We start from the raw sequence: 17,161 nt of genomic DNA on the forward strand, positions 1-17,161 counted from the left end.
GGGCGTGGCGGCCCGGGTGCCGAGCAGGACGGCCCCGAGCAGGGGCATGGCGGGCGGCTCCGCCCCCACGGGCGAGTCGGACGACACCGCCGCGACCGGGCACGGAACGGCGTACGCCAGACGCTCGGCAGAGGCAGCCGAAGGGGCCCCGCGCGCGGGTGCCGCCTGCGCAGGCGGCTGTTCGGTGTTCATCCCGCGCTCCCCGGACTCGCATGCCACAGCTTGCGGCCGGTGGCGGCCTGGTCGCCCGCGGGCTGGAGGTCGGCCCAGGGGTGCATGGCGTAACCGGTGGGCATCTCGATGCGGCGGCCGGAGTCGGAATCGCGGCCGGAGTCGGAGCCCGCCTCTCGGCCGGAGTCGCGACCGGAGTCGGAGCCCGCCTCGCGGCCGGAGTCGGAGCCCGCCTCGGCCGTCTCCGGGCCAACCCCCGCCAGTTCGGCGGCGACCGCCTCAAGGCCGCCTTCCTTCCTGAGCCGGGCCAGTTCCGCGAGGTTCCACACGGCCGAGCCGACGACGCTGAGGCTGCGCGGGCCGCGCCGCTGGACCACGCCGCGTACGAGCAGCAGCCAGGAGTGGAAGACGGTGTGCGCGCACGCCGCGTGGCTGTCGTCGAAGAAGGCGCAGTCGACCAGCCCCGTACCGTCGTCGAGCGTGGTGAAGATGACCCGGCGCCCCGAGCGGATCGGCGGGGTCTGGGTGGCGGCCTTGGCACCGGCGACGAGCACGACCTCCCCGTGCGGCGCGTCGCGCAGCCGCTTCGCGGGGATCGCGCCCAGCTCCTCCAGGAAGTCCCGGTGGTCGCCCATGAGATGGCGGGAGACGTCCATACCGAGGATGCCGAGTTCGGCGCCGAGGCGTTCGTCCGCGTCGAGGTCGGGGAGCCCGGCGGGGGCGGCGGGGCCGGTTTCGGCCAGCGGAAGCTGGCCCTCGGCGTCGCGCCGGGCGGCGCCCCGCTGCTGCCGGTGCAGTTCGGCGATCTGTAGCAGCAGATCGCGGCGGCTGGTGCCGAACGCGTCCAACGCGCCGACCTGGGCCAGCCGTTCGGCGACCGGCCGCCCGGGGTGGGCGCGCAGCCACAGGTCCTGGAGCGAGGAGTAGGGCGCTCCGGCCGCGATCCGCTCGGTCTCGGCCTCGCTGATGCCGTGGACGTCGCTCAGCGCCAGCCGGACGCCGATGCGGTCTCCGCTCCCCTCGTTACGCCTGTCCTCCTTGTTACCGATGTCACGAGAAGCACCAGACGTCAGTTCGATTCGATAAGCGGCGCCCGACCGGTTCACATCCAGCGGCAGGATCGGCACTCCGCGCCGCCGCGCGTCCGCCAGCAGCAGCCGCTTCGGGTACATCCCGGGGTCATGGGTGAGCAGCCCGGCGTAGAAGGCGGCCGGATGGTGCGCCTTGAGCCAGGCGGACTGATACGTCGGGACCGCGAAGGCGACGGCATGCGCCTTGCAGAAGCCGTATGAGCCGAACGCCTCGACGATCTCCCAGGTGCGCAGCCGCACCTCCGGCGCGTAGCCCCGCTTCTCCGCCTCCGCGTGGAACCAGGCCCGCACCCGCCCCTGCCGCTCGGGATTGGACAGCGCGCGCCGCGCCTCGTCGGCGAGGTCCCGTTCACATCCGGTCATGATCGACACGATCTTGATGATCTGCTCATGGAAGACCACGACCCCATGGGTCTCGCGCAGCGCGTCCTCCAGATCCGGATGCGGATAGCGCGCGGGCTTGCGGCCGTGCCGGGCGTCGATGAAGGGCCGGACCATGTCGGCGGCGACCGGACCCGGCCGGAAGAGCGATATGTCGACCACGAGATCGTGGAAGCAGGTGGGCTGAAGCCGGCCGAGGAGATCGCGCTGACCGGGCGATTCGATCTGGAAGCAGCCGAGCGTCTCGGTGGAACGGATCAGGTCGTAGGTGGCCGGATCGCCGGGCCGGACCTGTCCGGGGTCGTCGATGTCCACGACCCGCCCGGTGGTCCGCCGGATCTCCGCGACCGCGTGCGCCATCGCGGACTGCATCCGTACGCCGAGGACGTCGAGCTTGAGCAGTCCGAGCTCCTCCACGTCGTCCTTGTCGAACTGCGACATGGGAAAGCCCTCGCCGCTGGTGGGCACGATGGGCGTACGGGCCAGCAGCCCGGCGTCCGAGAGCAGCACACCGCAGGGGTGCATGGCGATGCCACGGGGCAGCCCGTCGAGCGCCTCGACCAGGTCCCAGAACCTGCCGAAACGTTTCTGCTCGGCGGTCGCTTCTCGTAGCGCCCGCAGCTCTGGCAGTTCCGCGAGCGCCGCGCGGGCATCGCGGGCGCGGATATGCGGGAAGGACTTGGCGAGCCGGTCCACCTCGGCCGGGTCCATGCCGAGCGCCGCGCCCACGTCCCGTACGGCATGGCGCACCCGGTAGGTCTCCGGCATCGAGACGGTCGCGACCCGCTCCGCCCCGAACCGCTCGAAGATCGCGCGATAGACGTCGAGCCGGCGCGCGGACTCCACATCGATGTCGATATCGGGCAGCGCGGCGCGCCGCACCGACAGGAAGCGCTCCATCAGCAGGCCGTTGGCCACCGGGTCGGCGTGGGTGATGCCCAGCAGATGGGTGACGAACGAGCCGGCGCCGGAGCCACGGGCGGCCACCCGGATGCCCAGCTCCCGGGTGTCGTCGACGACCTGCGCGACGGTGAGGAAGTACGAGGCGAAGCCGAGCCGTTCGATGGTGCGCAGCTCGTCCTCGAGCCGCTCCCAGCGCACCCGGTCGCGGTCGTACCCCCGCAGCACCATGGCGGCGGCGCAGCGCGACCGCAGCACCCGCTCGGCGCTCCGCCGCCCGGCCCCGACCAACCGGGGCTCGGGGAAGTGGACGCTGCCCAGGCCGATGTGGTCCTCGGGGTCGACCAGACACGCGGCGGCGGTGCGCCGGGTCTCCTCCAGCAGCCGGTGCGCGGCGTCCCGCCGCATCCCGGCCGCCTCCACGATCCGCTCGGCCGCCTTCGCCATGTCCCGGGACCCCTTGAGCCAGCGCTCACCGCTGTCGAGCGCCCCGGGGGTGCGCGGGTCGATGGGGACGAGCCGGCGGGCCGCGTCCAGGACATCGGCGACCGGCCCCTCCCCCGGGTCGGCGTAGCGGGCGGCGTTGCTCAGCACGGCCGGGATGCCCTGGTCGGCGGCGAAGCCGACGGTACGGGCGGCGAGCCGCAGCGAGCCCGGGCCGGTGCCGGTGCGGCCGTGCCATACGGCTTCCAGCCGCAGCGCGTGGCCGAAGAGTTCACGCCAGGGGGCGATCAGCCGCTCGGCCCGGTCGGGGCGCCCGGCGGCCAGGGCCCGGCCGACGTCGGAGTCCGGGCCGAGCAGCACGGTCAGCGGGGCGAGCGCGCCGGGGTCGCTCACCAGGTCGCGCCAGTGCAGCAGGGGCGGCCCGTCGCCGTTCGTCCGGGCGGATCCGGAGTGGGTGAGCCCCGCATGGGCGGCGGAGACCAGCCCGCACAGCGCGGCCCAGCCGGCCGCGCCGTCCCGGGCGAGGAAGACCGCCCGGGGCGTGGACTCGTCGATGAACGCCCCGCCGCGCACCGGCGTACGGCGCCGAGTGGTGCGCCCCGGCTCCGGAGCCTCCCTCCGTACGGCGAGGTCCACCCCGAAGAGCGGCCGCACCCCCGCGCGCTCACACGCCCGGGCGAACCGCACCGCTCCGGCGAGGCTGTCGCGGTCGGTCAGCGCGATCGCGTCCATACCGCGCTCGGCGGCCCGCTGCGCCAGCCGCTCCGGGTGCGCGGCCCCGTACCGCATGGAGAACCCGGACGCGGTGTGCAGATGCGTGAAGCCTGGCATCCGCACCTCCCGCTGCTCACACCCCCTGACCGACCCTGCTTGTCCCACGCCCCACCATAACCCCATTCTCGAACAAGCGTGCGAGTCGGTTCGATCGCCTTTCCCCTCTCCACCATAAGCACCCAAAACGCCCTTTAATCCCGCGTGTCGCCTTGCGAACGCGACACGTGGAAGCCGGGCAGTCGAATCCATGAGCCGGTCAGCGGCCCGCGCGTATTCTGATCACCATGACGGAGGGATCCCTGCTCGATCTGCTACGGGAGCAGCGCACCGGCGCGCTCGTCACCCTCAAGCGCGATGGACGGCCGCAGCTCTCCAACGTCGCCTTCACCTATGACCCCGCGACACGCCTCATCCGGATCTCGGTCACCGATGACCGCGCCAAGACCCGCAATCTGCGCCGCGATCCGCGCGCGAGCTTCTACGTCACCAGCGGGGACCGCTCCTCCTATCTGGTGGCCGAGGGCGATGCCGAGCTGACGCCGGTCGCCGCCGACCCCCATGACGCCACCGCCGATGAGCTGGTGGAGGTCTACCGCGCGATTCAGGGCGACCATCCGGACTGGGAGGAGTTCCGCACCGCGATGGTGGCCGAGCGGCGGCTGGTGCTGCGGTTGCGCGTGGGGCGCGGCTACGGCTGGGGCCGGCAGTCCGGGGCCCTGAGCGGAGAGCTGGGCTAGAGCGGCCACCGCCGGTCAGTCACCGATCAGCCGCCGGTCAGCTTGCCCTGGCAGGTTCTCGCTCTCGCGCGGCATGCGGCAGCCCTCGCCCCAGAGGCATCACAAACATCGCCCAGCCCCGCTCACCTGAGCACCCTTGAATCGATTTGAGCACCTCGGCACCTCGCTGAGCACGCCATCCACCGGGGGCGCGAAACGGCGCCGGGGTCCCCGAGGGGCGCAATCCGCGCACTGTCGCGCACCCGGTCGCCACGCGGCGTTCCGCGCCCGGCCACCTCCCGCACGCGACAATAAGCCACCGAACGACTACTTGTAGCGACCGGAAGTGCTCGATCGACGTGCGTTCCTGACGCGCACCGCGTAAGACTCCGTCCGGTATCTGCAACGACGAGCAAGGGAGTGTTCGAAATGCGGAAGACTACTGGGGCGATCGGGCTCGGAGCCGCTCTGGCCGTGAGCGCCGTGCTGGGGATCGGCACAAGCGGCACGGCAAACGCCCAGCCCGCCAAGCCGCAGAGCCTGTACCCGCCCTCCGCCCTGGTCCTCACCGTCGGCTGGGGGGCCGACGCGGCCACGACCGAGGTCCAGCGAGCGGTGACACTGAGCTGTCGCCCCACCGCCACCGGCACCCACCCGGCCCCCGCCAAGGCATGCGCCGAACTCCGCTCCGTGGGCGGCACGTTCGGCCAGCTTCGCACCGGCGCGGAGCCCGGCCGGGTGTGCACCAAGGAGTGGCACCCCATCACGGTCACCGCCGAGGGGATCTGGGACGGCCGCCGGGTGTCGTACGAGCACACCTTCGCGAACAACTGCTTCAAGAGCGCGGCCCCGACGATGGTCTTCGAGTTCTGACCGGCCGAACGACCGTCGAGCACGGCGATGAGCACAACAGCCTGAGCACAACAGGCTGAGCACGGCAAAGGGAAGGCCCCCGGACACCGTCCACGGGTGTCCGGGGGCCTGCTCTTGTTCACATGGAGCGGACCGCGGGAGCGCAACGCTCCCAGGTCGTCCCAGGTCGTCCCAGGTCAGCCGATCTCGGCGCCGAACGCCTGGAGCGCCTCCGGCACCGGCTGGAAGAAGGTCTCGCCGCCCGAGGAGCAGTTACCGCTGCCGCCGGAGGTCAGACCCAGCGCGGTGTCGCCCGCGAAGAGCGCGCCGCCGCTGTCGCCGGGCTCGGCGCAGACCGTGGTCTGGATCAGCCCCTCGACCGTCCCCTCCTGGTAGTTGACGGTCGCGTTGAGGCCGGTGACCTCGCCGTCGTGCACCTGGGTGGTGGAGCCGCTGCGCGTCACCTTCTGGCCGACCGTGGCGTCACCGGCCTTGGAGATGGCCTGGGTGCTGCCGTTGTAGAGGTCGACCGCGCTCGGGTGGTCGGTGTCCTTGGTGTACTTGACCAGCCCGTAGTCGTTACCGGGGAAGTCGCTGCCCTCGTTGGTGCCGATCTCCTCGCCGCCCTGCGAGTCCGACCAACTGCTGATGGCCTCGGTGCAGTGACCGGCGGTCAGGAAGTACGGCTGGCCGCCCTTGACCACGTTGAAGCCCAGCGAGCAGCGCCCGCCGTCGCCCCAGATGGCGTCGCCACCGGCGATGAAGGTGGAGAACTTACCGGCCGAGTGCTTCACCTCGACCTTGTCGCCGAGTGCCTTGGTGACCTTGTCGAGGGTGGCCATCCGGGCGCCCTTGACGGAGCTGTCCGCGGTGACGACGACCTTGTTGCTTCTGGGGTCCACCGACCACGAGGTGCCGGGGATGGTGGCCTTCTCCTTGAGCGTCTGACGCGCGCCGCTCAGCTCGGCCAGGGTGTGCTTGACGACCTTGACCTCGGCCCCGGCGTCCCGGACCTTGTCCACGACGCCCTTGTTGACCACGTTGACGACGAGCTTCTTGGCCTTGGCGTCGTAGTACGCACCCGCCGTGTCGCCCTTCAGCGACGAGGTGAGGGTGTTGGCGAGCTTTCCGGCGGCGCCGACCGAGAGGGTGTCGGGCTGGGGCTCACTCGGGGCGGCGTTGGCGCTCTGGAGGGTGATGCCCGTGGCGACCAGGGCCGCGATGCCGGCTCCGGCTATGGCGACACGGCGCTTGGGTATGCGGCGGTGCTTCAAGTCTCTGCCTTCCAGTGGGGGGTTGGGCCCGACGGCAGTGGGGTGCCAGGGCCCGGAGGGCGTAGCGACATGGCGCTTCTCCCCACTCCGGGGCGCGTCCATGCCAAATTGCGCCGCCGAGTATTCCCACCGCCACCGGCCGCGCACAAGGGTGCGTTCGCGTCATCGCCGTGAAATTTACCCGGCGCCCTCATGTCCGGACATGGCGGTGCCCGCACACCTTCTGGGTGTACGGGCACCGAATCAGTTATCCGGACGAGCCGTCAAACCGGGCGAATCAACCGCGCGCGATCCCCTGGCGGAAACCCCTCTGGCGAGAGCCCTGTTGGCGGATCAGGCACCTCCGGCGGCTCATCGGTCCACGGCATGCGGCTCCGGTTCGCGCTCGGTGAGCGTCGGCATCGCCTGCCGGGCGGGCTGGGCCGGCTGCGCGGGCGCGGCCTCCCGCTCCGGGGCGGTGGCCGGACCGGCGGCCGGGGCGCCGCCCTGCGCATCGCCCTCCGTCCGGGCCGCGGCCGGGATCTCCTGGGCACCCCGCTCCAGGAAACGCAGCAGCTCGACCGGGATGGGCAGCACCAGCGTGGAGTTCTTCTCGGCGGCGACCGCCATCACCGTCTGGAGCAGCCGCAACTGGAGGGCCGAGGGGGTGTCGGCCATCTGGGAAGCGGCCTCGGCCAGCTTCTTCGACGCCTGGAGCTCCGCGTCCGCGTTGATGACCCGGGCGCGGCGCTCCCGGTCGGCCTCCGCCTGGCGGGCCATCGACCGCTTCATGGTCTCCGGCAGCGACACGTCCTTGATCTCCACCCGGTCGATATGGACGCCCCAGCCGACGGCCGGGCTGTCGATCATGAGCTCGAGGCCCTGGTTGAGCTTCTCCCGGTTGGAGAGAAGATCGTCCAGATCGCTCTTTCCGATGATCGACCGCAGCGAGGTCTGGGCCATCTGGGAGACGGCGAAGCGGTAGTCCTCGACCGCGATGAGCGCCTCGGCCGGGTCCACGACCTTGAAGTAGACGACGGCGTCGACCCGCACGGTCACATTGTCCCGGGTGATGCCCTCCTGGGCGGGCACGGGCATCGTCACGATCTGCATATTGACCTTCTGGAGCCGGTCGACCATGGGAGTGATCATGGTGAATCCGGGCCCCCGGATATCCGAGCGCAGCCTCCCGAGCCGGAAGACCACACCCCGCTCGTACTGCTTGACCACCCGGGCCGCGGCCAGCACGCCGAGGGCGCAGAGGCAAGCCAGTACCACTATCAATGTCACGAGCGCATCGACCATCACGGCCACCTGCCGTCCGTATCGTGAACAATGCCCCTCGTGGGGTACATGTCCACGATAGTCCGCTCGCCGGATAGTGGGGAGGGCCGCGGAATGGCCCCTTCCGGCGGCACGGAAAGCCCCCACCCAGGGGCGCTGCCCGAAGGCGCGAAGAGCCCCCGTCCGGTGGCCCGGACGGGGGCTCTCGTTCAGCCTGGTGCGGAGATGATCAGCGAAGGGACGGCGCCGATCAGTAGACGCTCACGCCGTACGCGTTCAGCGCCTCGACGACCGGCTGGAAGAACGTGGTGCCACCGGAGGTGCAGTTGCCGCTGCCGCCGGAGGTGAGGCCGAGGGCGGTGGACCCGGCGTAGAGCGGGCCGCCGCTGTCGCCGGGCTCGGCGCAGACCGTGGTCTGGATCATGCCGTAGACGATGTCGCCGTTGCCGTAGTTGACCGTGGCGTTCAGCGCGGTGACCCGGCCGCTGTGGATGCCGGTGGTGGAGCCGCGCCGGGTGACCGTCTGGCCCACGGTGGGGTTGGCGGCCGAGGTGATGTCCTGGCTGCCGACGGTGCCCTGGGGGGTGGCCGAGCCGCTGTACCGGACCAGACCGTAGTCGTTGGTCGGGAAGCTGGAGCCGGCCGTCGGGCCGATGGTGGTGGAGTGGCCGGAGTTCGACCACCAGGTGCCCGCACCGTCGGTGCAGTGACCGGCGGTGACGAAGTAGTTGGCCCCGCTGCTGTTGCGCACGTTGAAGCCGAGGGAGCAGCGCCAGCTATCCGCGTAGATCGCGTCGCCGCCTGAGATCAGCTTCTGAATCTTGCCCGAGGTCCGCTTGACCTCGATCGCGTCGGCGCTCGCACCGGCGGTGTTCTTGATCTTGGTTATCTCGCTCTGGGACACCGTGCTGTCGGCGGTGATGTGGAGCTTGTTGGTCGCCTTGTCGACGTACCAGGCGGTGCCCGCGACATCGGCCTTGAGGACGGCGTCGCTCGCCGACTTGGCCTCAGCCGCGCTGAAGGTGCGGGCGCCGTCGCTTCCGGCGTAGGCGGCGGGGGCGGCGAGCGCCGCTCCGGCCACCAGGGCGGAGGTCGCGGCGATCAGGGCGATGCGTCTCGCCTGCTTGTTGTGGGGGGCGTTGCGCTTGATCCTCAACTCTTCCTCCGGGGGAATCGGGGGCCTGGGCGGGCAGGCCCGTGAGGCGCAGTCAATGAGCACGCCGACGATCAATACGTCCGATTCGGCGTGCCCCTGACAAGCGCTTCCGGAAGTATTCGTGGCCGTGGGCGCACCGCGCAAGAGGACAATTCGGAACGGTCGGCAAGCACATGCCACATAGCCCCGGCGGGTTCACGCCGCCGGGGCTTGTGCTCCCATCCCCTGGGTAACCCCTGAGACGGACGCGCGGGCGATCGGGTTCCGGCTAGGGTCCTTCTCCCACGGAGATCCGTCAGAAGGGCTCTAGGGCACCGGCCGGTCACATCCCCGCGGCCGGGCCGGTGCCAAGCCGCTCAGCCCCGCTCCCCCGGATAGGGAAGTCCCAGGTGGTCACGGAGTGTCGTACCGCTGTACGCGGTGCGGAACACCCCGCGCTCCTGGAGCAGTGGCACCACCCGGTCCACGAAGTCATCGAGCCCGCCGGGGGTCAGATGCGGGACGAGGATGAAACCGTCGGCGGCGTCGGCGGCGACGAATTCCGTCATCTGCGCGGCGACCGCCGCCGGGGTGCCGATGAACGACTGCCGCCCGTTGGCCTCGATGACGGTCTGCCGGATGGACAGCCCTTTCTCCTCCGACAGCGCCCGCCACTTGGCGGCCACGGCCAGCGGATCGCCATGCCGCACCCGGCCCTGGGTCAACTGCGAGTCGGGGTCGGGGTCGATGTCCGGAAGCGGCCCGTCCGGGTCGTAGCCGGACAGGTCCACACCCCAGATCTGTTCCAGGGTGAGCAGCGCGGTCTGCGGTGACACCTGCTGGAGCCGGATCTCGGCGGCCTTCTCCTGGGCGTCGGCCGCGGTGTCGCCGAGGACCAGGGTCACCCCGGGCATGATCTTCAGCTCCTCCGGGGCGCGCCCGTACCGCGCGAGCCGCCGCTTGACGTCGGCGTAGAAGGCACGCCCGGCCGCCGGCGAGCCATGCCGGGTGAAGATGATGTCCGCGGCGGAGGCGGCGAACTCCCGGCCCTCGTCGGAGTCCCCGGCCTGGATCACCACCGGATGGCCCTGCGGTGAGCGCTCCACGCCGAACTCACCGTCGATGGTGAAGTGCCCGCCGGTGTGGGCGAACGGGCGGGACGTGCCGTCCGGCGTCCAGGAGTCCCACAGCTCACGGGCGGTGGCGACGAACTCGGCGGCCCGGGTGTAGCGGTCGGCCCGGTCCAGGAAGCCGCCGCGCCGGAAGTTCTCGCCGGTGAAGGCATCGGAGGAGGTGACCACGTTCCAGGCGGCGCGGCCCCCGCTGAGATGGTCCAGGGAGGCCAGCCGGCGGGCCAGTTCGTACGGTTCGTTGAACGTGGCGTTGACGGTGGCGGCCAGCCCCAGCCGTTCGGTGACGGCGGCGAGCGCGTTCAGCACGGTGATCGACTCGGGCCTGCCGACCACGTCGAGGTCATGGATCCGGCCGTTGTGCTCACGCAGCCGCAGCCCCTCGGCGAGGAAGAAGAAGTCGAACAGCCCGCGCTCGGCGGTGCGCGCGAGATGTTCGAAGGAGTCGAAGTCGATCTGGCTTCGGGACCGGGGGTCGGTCCAGACGGTGGTGTTGTTGACGCCCGGGAAGTGGGCCGCGAGATGGATCTGCTGGTGCTGCCTGCTCATCGGGCGGCCTCCCGCTCCAGGGCGTAGCGGCTGGCCGGGCGGGAAAGCCCCAGGTGGTCGCGGAGTGCCGCACCGGGATAGAAGGTGCGGAACAGCCCTCGGTGCTGGAGCAGCGCCACGGTGCCGTTGACGAAACGTTCCAGGTCATGGCGTGGGGCGACGGGAGTGATGTGGAACCCGTCCACCGCGTCGGCGGTATGCCAGCCGGTGATCAGCTCGGCGAGTCCGGCCGGTCCCCCGCGGTACAGCGGCGGTCCGCCGGGCGTGTCGATCAGCGCGACCGGCGAGTTCACGGCCGGGGCGGTCCCGGGCGCGCCCTCCCCGTCGGCCAGGTCCACGGCGACGGCGGCGAGCACGGTGAGCGCGCCGGGCTCCCGGCCGTGCGCCACCGCGCGGCGCCGCAGCTCGTCGCGGATACGGCCCGCCTCCTCCAGGGAGGTGGCGCGCAGGTACACCACATCGGCGTGTCGGGCCGCGGTCTGCCAGGTCACCGGGTCGGTGGCGGCGACGGCCACCACCGGGTGGCCCTGCGGCGGCCGGGGCACGATGGCCGGGCCGCGCACCGAGAAGTGCGCGCCCTCGAAGTCCACGTAGTGCAGCTTGTCGCGGTCGATGAAGCGGCCGGTGGCGGCGTCACGGATCTCGGCGTCGTCCTCCCAGCTATCCCACAGCCGGGCCACCACATCGGCGACCTCCCCCGCCTCGGCCCACAGCTCCCCGGCCGGCGCGGCGGGGCGGCGGCCCACCAGCCGGGCCTCCGCCTCCGTCGCCGACACCTCGACCCGCCACCCCGCCCGGCCGCGGCTGACCCAGTCCAAGGTGGCGACGGCGGAGGAGACATGGAACGGCTCGGTGTGGGTGGTGGTGACGGTCGGCACCAGTCCGATCCGCCCGGTGGCGGGCGCGACACGCGCGAGGACGGCGAGCGCGTCGAGCCTGCCCCGGCCCGGCCCCGGAGGGCCGAAGGTGTCGTCCACGGTGATGAAGTCGAGCGTGCCCTCCTCGGCGAGGCGGGCCAGCTCCACGTAGTACGGCGCCTGGTACTGCCCGTCGCCGTCGATGGCGGCGGCCAGGTGCAGGGTGCCGGTCGGTACGGCCATGGTCAGGGCCTTCCTGGGTCGGGGGTGGGGGGCACGGTCACGGCGTGGGCAGACCGGGCGGGTTGATCTCGGACTTCTTCACCGCCTCACTGGAGAGCCCCCAGCGCTTGAGGACCTTGGCGTACGAGCCGTCCTCGATCACGTGGTCCAGGGCCGCGGCATAGGCGTCGACCAGCCCGCTGCCCTTCCTGGTGGTGGCCGCGATCTTGCCCTGCACCTGGTCGCCACCGCCCGAGAAGCGGCCGATCACCTGGGTCTGACCGGCCGAGGCCACGTGGTAGGCGGAGGTGGGGTGGGGACCGAAATAGGCGTCGATACGGCCCGATTGAAGGGCGAGGTAGTAGTCGGTGTCCTTCTGGAAGTACTTGATGTCCACGGGCTTGCGGCCCGCCTTCTGGTTCTGCTTGCTCCAGTCGACCAGGATCTTCTCCTGGTTGGTGCCGGAGGCGACCGAGATGGTCTTGCCCGCCACGTCCGCGGGGCCCTTGACCCGCCAGGAGGTGCCCTTCTTGGCCTCGAAGGCGAGGTCGTCCAGCCGGTAGGTGGCGAAGTCGTACTTCTCCTTGCGCTCCTCGGTGACCGTCACATTGGAGAAGACGCCGTCGAACTTGGAGCTGTCGAGGCCGACGAAGAGGTTCTCCCAGGAGACCGCCTGGAAGTCGACCTTGAGCCCGAGGGTGTCGGCGACCAGCGTGGCGAGGTCGATCTCGGAGCCGATCCGGGTCTTGTCGTCGGTCGCGTAGAAGCCGAGCGGCGGGGAGGCGTCGGCGCTGCCGCCGATGCGCAGGGTGCCGCGTGCGCGGATCGCGGCCGGCACCTTCGCCGCGATCGAGGCGACCTTCTTCCCTCTGACGCGGTGCTGGTCGGGGCCGATATTGATGGTGCCGGCGCCGTTGGTGCCCTTGGAGCCCACCGTCTCCCGGACATCGCCGTCGCCGCAGCCGCCGAGCAGGGCGGCGGCGGTGAGGACGGCGACGGCGGTGACGAGGGTGCGGCGGGTCTTCACGGGGGTGCTCCTTGCGTAAGTGAACATCGGTGGTCTTGCGGACATCGGTGATCTCGCGGACCTCGGTCGTCTCGCGGACCTCGCTGATCTCGTGAACATCGGTGGCCTCAGAGGACCTTGGAGAGAAACGCCTTGGTGCGTTCCTGGCGTGGGGCGTCCAGCACCTCGGCCGGTGGGCCCTGCTCGACGATCCGGCCGCCGTCCATGAAGACGACGGTGTCGGCGACCTCCCGCGCGAAGCCGATCTCATGGGTGACGACGATCATCGTGGTGCCCTGATGGGCCAGGTCCTTGATGACATCGAGAACCTCGCCGACCAGTTCGGGGTCGAGGGCGGAGGTCGGCTCGTCGAAGAGCAGCAGCTCGGGCTCCAGGGCGAGGGCGCGGGCGATCGCCACCCGCTGCTGCTGTCCGCCGGAGAGCTGCCGGGGGTACGCGGCCGCCTTGTCGGCCAGACCGACCCGGGCGAGCAGCGTCTCGGCGCTGTGGACCGCTTCTTTCCTGGGGCGGCACAGGGCCGAGACCGGCGCCTCGACGATGTTCTCCAGCACCGTCAGATGCGGGAAGAGGTTGAAGTTCTGGAAGACGAAGCCGATCCGGGTGCGCTGTTTGAGGATCTCGCGTTCGCGCAGCTCATAGAGGCGGTCGCCCTGGCGGCGGTAGCCGACCAGCGAGCCGCCGACGCTGATCCAGCCGCTGTCCACCTTCTCCAGATGGTTGATGGTGCGCAGCAGCGTGGACTTGCCGGAGCCCGACGGCCCGAGGACGACGGCCACCTCCCCGGAGCGCACCTCCAGGTCGATACCGCGCAGCACCTCCAGCGACCCGAAGCTCTTGTGGACGGAGCGGATGTCGACCATGGCGGTCATCGGGTGGCTCCCCGCGAGAAGTGGCGCTCGACGTAGTACTGCGCGATCGAGAGCACGGTGGTCAGGATGATGTACCAGACGGTCGCGACCATCAGCAGCGGCACGACCCGGCCGTTGCGTCCGTAGATGACCTGCACCTGGTAGAAGAGTTCGCCGATCGCCATGACGGAGACGATCGAGGTGCCCTTGAAGAGCGAGATGACCTCGTTGGCGGCGTTCGGCAGGATCGACCGCATCGCCTGCGGGAGCACGATCTTGCGCAACTGCCGCAGCCGGGGGATGCCGAGCGCGGCCGCCGCCTCCAACTGTCCGCCGTCGACCGCGAGGACCCCGCCGCGCACGATCTCCGCCGCGTAGGCCGCCTGGTGGAGGGCGAGTCCGAGCACCGCCGCGCTCATCGCGCCGACCAGCCCCGCGGTGTCGAAGGAGAAGAAGCCGGGGCCGAAGGGGATGCCGAAGTCGAGCCGCTTGTAGAGATAGGTGAGGTTGAACCAGAAGAGCAGTTGGACGATGAGCGGGATGGAGCGGAACGCCCAGATATAGGTGAAGGCCACCGACTTCAGGAACGGGCTCCGGGACAGCCGCATGAAGGCGAGGACGATCCCGAGGGCGAAGCCGAGCGCGGTGCCGTAGCAGGTGAGCTGGATGGTGATCCAGACCGCCTTGAGGACGGTCCGGGTGGTGAAGAAGTCGGCGAAGACGTCCCACTCCCAGCCGGGGTTGGTGATCAGGCCGTTGGCGAACTGGGCCACCAGGACGGCGGTGACGGCGACGGCGGCCCAGCGCCAGGGGTGGCGTACCGGGACGACCTCGAGGGCGGAGTAGTCCTCGCGTTCGGCGGCGCCGCTTTCGGCGGTTTTGTCGACAAGTGGATCGGAGGTCAGCGACATGGAGGGTCCTTGGGGGCTTTCGGAGGAGAGCGGAGGTTTTCCCGGGAACGGTCTTCCGGGGGATGCTCAGGCGGTGAGCGAGGCGCGACAGGACAGGTCGCGCAGACAGCGCAGCAGGGCCCGCGCGGTGGCGTCGTTCTGCCGGAACGCGGGCGCGTTGGTACGGGGCCGGGCGAAGGCGCCCGACGCGCGGGCGTCGGTGTGCGGGCCGAGCGCGAAGCGGCGCGGATGCGGACTTCCGGCCCGGTCCAGGATCCGGCCGTCGGTGGGGCTTACGGCGAGCAGTCCGGCCGGGGTGGCGGCGGCGCCGTCGCGGTGCAGGGAGCGCAGCAGGGTGTCGCGGGAGCGGTCCATGGTGGGCTCCGGCAGCCGGGCCTCGACCAGCGCACGGGCCTCGACGGCATGGCCGGGCACACTGGCGGAGCTCGCCCGGAACACCCCGCGCAGCGGATCGGCGGTCACGGTCGTCTCGGCGCCGAGGAAGCGCACCACTCCGGCGCGGGAGAGCGCGAGCAGTTGCTCGAGCCGTGGGCCGGGCGGGCCGGAGGCGAGGTAGCTGAAGAAGCCGTGCCACCAGCCGCCGATGTCGCCGAGCCGGATCAACTGGCCGTAGACGGAGAGCAGGGCGAGGAAGACGGCCAGGTCGGGGCTGTGCGCGGGGTTGTGACGGCGGGCGAGGTCGGCCTCGATATGGGCGCGCAGCCCCTGCTCCAGGGCCTCGTGGTCGGGGAACCGCAGCCCGGCCAGGGGGTGGTCGAGGGCGTCGAGGTCGAGCCGGTCGGCCGGGTCGGGGACTGCCGCGGCGACCAGGGCGTCCAGTTCGGGGCTGCCGGGCGGGCAGACGGCGTACTTCTCCTCGAACGCGGGCCACTCCCCGGCCGTCCGCTCCGGATGGGCGGTGAACAGCCGGTGGTAGTGGGCGAATCCCAGCTCCTTGGCGATCAGCGGCCAGATGTCGCGCCGGAAGTCCGGCCGTCCGGGAAGCGAGCGCAACGCGTCGACCTGGGCGGGGCCGAAGAAGCGCGGCACCGGGGGCCGCTCACCGCTCAGCGAGTAGCCGATCTTGGCGTGGTACGGGACGCCGCGCCGCGAACCGGCGTACAGCACGGGCTCGCGGCCCGACGGCCGGTAGACCAGCTCCCCGTCCGGGCCGCGCTCATAGCGTCCGCCGCGCCCCTCGGTGAGCAGCACCATCAGATCGACGAAGGCGAGGCCGAGGCCGCGCACCAGCACCGGCTCGCCGGGGCGCAGCACGCTCAGCTCGCTGTCGGCGGTGAACTCCGGCGGGAGGTGGACGAGTCCGTGCTCGGCGGCGAACGCGGTGAGCGCCCGCTGCTCGGCGTCGGGTTCGGCGTCGAGGTGGCCGAGGGCGAGGACCACGGCGTCGGCGGTGAGCGGGGCGGTCCGCCCCTCCAGCCACACCTGCTGACGTCCGTCGCGCGGTCCGGTGACGCGTACGGCCCGGTCCCGGTGCTCATGGACGGTGGTCCCGGGCGGCAGGGCGGCCACCGAGCGCTCGTACACCCAGCGCAGATAGGCGCTCTGGAGGCGCCGGGTGGCGAAGCTCTGCCCGGTCAGGGCGGCGGCCTCGGCGGCGAGTTCGGGCGGCAGGGCGCGGGCGCCGGGCGGCTCCCCCGCGCGGATCTTGTCGGCCCATTCGGCGAGGGAGGGGCCGGGGCGTATCGGTCCTTCGCGCTCCACCGACTCGTCGGTGAACATGGTGACGTCCTCGGCCATGGAGTTCATCCACAGCAGCGGGGACTGGTCCGGGCGCCAGATGCGGCCGCCGCCGGGCGGATGCGGATCGACCAGGTGCAGCTCGAACGGGGCGCCGTCGCCGCGCAGTTCGGGGGCGTTGGCGGCGAGGCGCTCGATCAGACCGGTGGCACGCGGGCCCGCGCCGACGATGACGATCGTGGCGGGTGATCGGGGAGGCTGGTCCGGGTTCGCGGACATGCGGAGGCTCCGTGAGTTCTGAAGTGAACACACGCCTGGCCTTCACACACGGCCGAGCCCCTCAGCTCGGCAGCCGAGCCCCTCAGCTCGACATGGGCCCGAGGCTAAGGCGTCCCCACGGTGCGCTGTCAAGGCTGTCCGAACTGTGAGCAGCGCGTCTCACGGCAGTTGACGCGGAAGCGGATGGCTGCTCCACTTGGCCCATGGACTCAAGGCAGCGACTGGTCACGCGCGACCACATCGACTTCGGTCGAGTGTGGTCGTCGTCCTGTTCGGGCTGACCGCCCGCCTCCGCTGCCATAGGGGATTTCCGTCCCTCAGCGCTTCGAGGCTTCGCCCGCGCCCGCCGGATTCCCTCCCCCGGCGTGGCCGCAGCACTTCCGCGTCGTCACGCGCCTTCGACCTGCCCACACACGTCAGTACTCCACCCCTCCCCGCCCCTTCCTCCAGCATCGATATGCGGCTCCGCCGCGTGGGGCCCGACCCCGGCCCCCACCGGGGCTCCGCCCCTGGACCCCGCTCCTCAAACGCCGGAGTGGCTGGATTGTCTCAGCAGTCGCAGCCGCAGTCACAACCATCACAGCAGTCGCAGCTACAGCAGTCGCCGCAATTGCTACAGCAGTCACAACAGTCGCAGCAGTCACTGCACTTATGGCACAG

Annotated in this window: 13 protein-coding genes; 2 read left to right on the plus strand and 11 right to left on the minus strand. The window is 71.2% G+C overall.

What is annotated here, in order from left to right; translation table 11 throughout:
• Positions 1–192, minus strand: a 192-nt coding sequence (locus KN815_RS31260) for a hypothetical protein (RefSeq protein ID WP_216345227.1), incomplete at its 3' end; no start/stop codon positions are given.
• On the minus strand, positions 189–3,818 hold the full coding sequence (locus tag KN815_RS31265) for a DNA polymerase III subunit alpha (RefSeq protein WP_216345228.1): 3,630 nt from the start codon (positions 3,816–3,818) through the stop codon (positions 189–191). The genes KN815_RS31265 and KN815_RS31260, both read right to left, overlap by 4 nt.
• Positions 3,819–4,045: 227 nt before the next feature.
• On the opposite strand from KN815_RS31265, the gene KN815_RS31270 reads away from it, so the two are divergent.
• Together KN815_RS31270 and KN815_RS31275 are read left to right on the plus strand one after the other, a co-directional pair.
• A complete protein-coding gene (locus KN815_RS31270; protein ID WP_216345229.1) occupies positions 4,046–4,498 on the plus strand; it encodes a PPOX class F420-dependent oxidoreductase in 453 nt (150 codons plus the stop codon).
• Between the two features lie 408 nt (positions 4,499–4,906).
• Entirely contained in the window at positions 4,907–5,350 is a 444-nt protein-coding gene (locus KN815_RS31275; protein ID WP_216345230.1) for a subtilase-type protease inhibitor, read from the plus strand.
• Positions 5,351–5,526: 176 nt separating this feature from the next.
• Here the strand turns inward: KN815_RS31275 and KN815_RS31280 are convergent, their stop codons facing one another.
• The 9 genes from KN815_RS31280 to KN815_RS31320 form a co-directional block, all read right to left on the minus strand.
• Complete coding sequence (locus KN815_RS31280) at positions 5,527–6,603, minus strand: S1 family peptidase (protein ID WP_216345231.1); 1,077 nt, start codon at positions 6,601–6,603, stop codon at positions 5,527–5,529.
• A gap of 351 nt (positions 6,604–6,954) precedes the next feature.
• Positions 6,955–7,887 carry a slipin family protein gene (locus tag KN815_RS31285; protein ID WP_216345232.1) on the minus strand — a complete coding sequence of 311 codons (933 nt, stop codon included), beginning with the start codon at positions 7,885–7,887 and terminating at the stop codon, positions 6,955–6,957.
• A 229-nt stretch (positions 7,888–8,116) separates the two neighbouring features.
• Positions 8,117–9,022: a S1 family peptidase gene (locus tag KN815_RS31290; protein ID WP_216345233.1), complete on the minus strand. Its 906-nt coding sequence runs from the start codon at positions 9,020–9,022 to the stop codon at positions 8,117–8,119.
• Positions 9,023–9,378: 356 nt separating this feature from the next.
• On the minus strand, positions 9,379–10,680 hold the full coding sequence (locus KN815_RS31295) for an NtaA/DmoA family FMN-dependent monooxygenase (RefSeq protein ID WP_216345234.1): 1,302 nt from the start codon (positions 10,678–10,680) through the stop codon (positions 9,379–9,381).
• A complete protein-coding gene (locus tag KN815_RS31300; protein WP_216345235.1) occupies positions 10,677–11,780 on the minus strand; it encodes an LLM class flavin-dependent oxidoreductase in 1,104 nt (367 codons plus the stop codon). Before KN815_RS31300 ends, KN815_RS31295 begins: the two co-directional genes overlap by 4 nt.
• Positions 11,781–11,817: 37 nt before the next feature.
• Complete coding sequence (locus KN815_RS31305) at positions 11,818–12,786, minus strand: ABC transporter substrate-binding protein (RefSeq protein ID WP_216345236.1); 969 nt, start codon at positions 12,784–12,786, stop codon at positions 11,818–11,820.
• A gap of 107 nt (positions 12,787–12,893) precedes the next feature.
• Positions 12,894–13,646, minus strand: coding sequence for an amino acid ABC transporter ATP-binding protein (locus KN815_RS31310; protein ID WP_216345239.1), 753 nt, complete (start codon positions 13,644–13,646; stop codon positions 12,894–12,896).
• Positions 13,647–13,651: 5 nt separating this feature from the next.
• The gene (locus KN815_RS31315; protein WP_216345237.1) at positions 13,652–14,545 is read right to left on the minus strand and encodes an amino acid ABC transporter permease; all 894 of its coding nucleotides are present in this window, start codon (positions 14,543–14,545) and stop codon (positions 13,652–13,654) included.
• Positions 14,546–14,611: 66 nt separating this feature from the next.
• Positions 14,612–16,501 carry an FAD/NAD(P)-binding protein gene (locus KN815_RS31320; protein WP_216345238.1) on the minus strand — a complete coding sequence of 630 codons (1,890 nt, stop codon included), beginning with the start codon at positions 16,499–16,501 and terminating at the stop codon, positions 14,612–14,614.
• Between the last annotated feature and the right edge of the window lie 660 nt (positions 16,502–17,161).

The organism is Streptomyces niphimycinicus (assembly GCF_018883605.1).
In the GTDB taxonomy this organism is placed as follows: Bacteria; Actinomycetota; Actinomycetes; order Streptomycetales; family Streptomycetaceae; genus Streptomyces; species Streptomyces niphimycinicus.

Bases quoted from the DNA above. Each gene is read 5' to 3' on its own strand.
- KN815_RS31265 (WP_216345228.1), bottom strand. From the start codon at position 3,818: ATGCCAGGCTTCACGCATCTGCACACCGCGTCCGGGTTCTCCATGCGG.
- KN815_RS31270 (WP_216345229.1), top strand. From the start codon at position 4,046: ATGACGGAGGGATCCCTGCTCGATCTGCTACGGGAGCAGCGCACCGGC.
- KN815_RS31275 (WP_216345230.1), top strand. From the start codon at position 4,907: ATGCGGAAGACTACTGGGGCGATCGGGCTCGGAGCCGCTCTGGCCGTG.
- KN815_RS31285 (WP_216345232.1), bottom strand. From the start codon at position 7,887: ATGGTCGATGCGCTCGTGACATTGATAGTGGTACTGGCTTGCCTCTGC.
- KN815_RS31295 (WP_216345234.1), bottom strand. From the start codon at position 10,680: ATGAGCAGGCAGCACCAGCAGATCCATCTCGCGGCCCACTTCCCGGGC.
- KN815_RS31300 (WP_216345235.1), bottom strand. From the start codon at position 11,780: ATGGCCGTACCGACCGGCACCCTGCACCTGGCCGCCGCCATCGACGGC.
- KN815_RS31310 (WP_216345239.1), bottom strand. From the start codon at position 13,646: ATGGTCGACATCCGCTCCGTCCACAAGAGCTTCGGGTCGCTGGAGGTG.
- KN815_RS31315 (WP_216345237.1), bottom strand. From the start codon at position 14,545: ATGTCGCTGACCTCCGATCCACTTGTCGACAAAACCGCCGAAAGCGGC.
- KN815_RS31320 (WP_216345238.1), bottom strand. From the start codon at position 16,501: ATGTCCGCGAACCCGGACCAGCCTCCCCGATCACCCGCCACGATCGTC.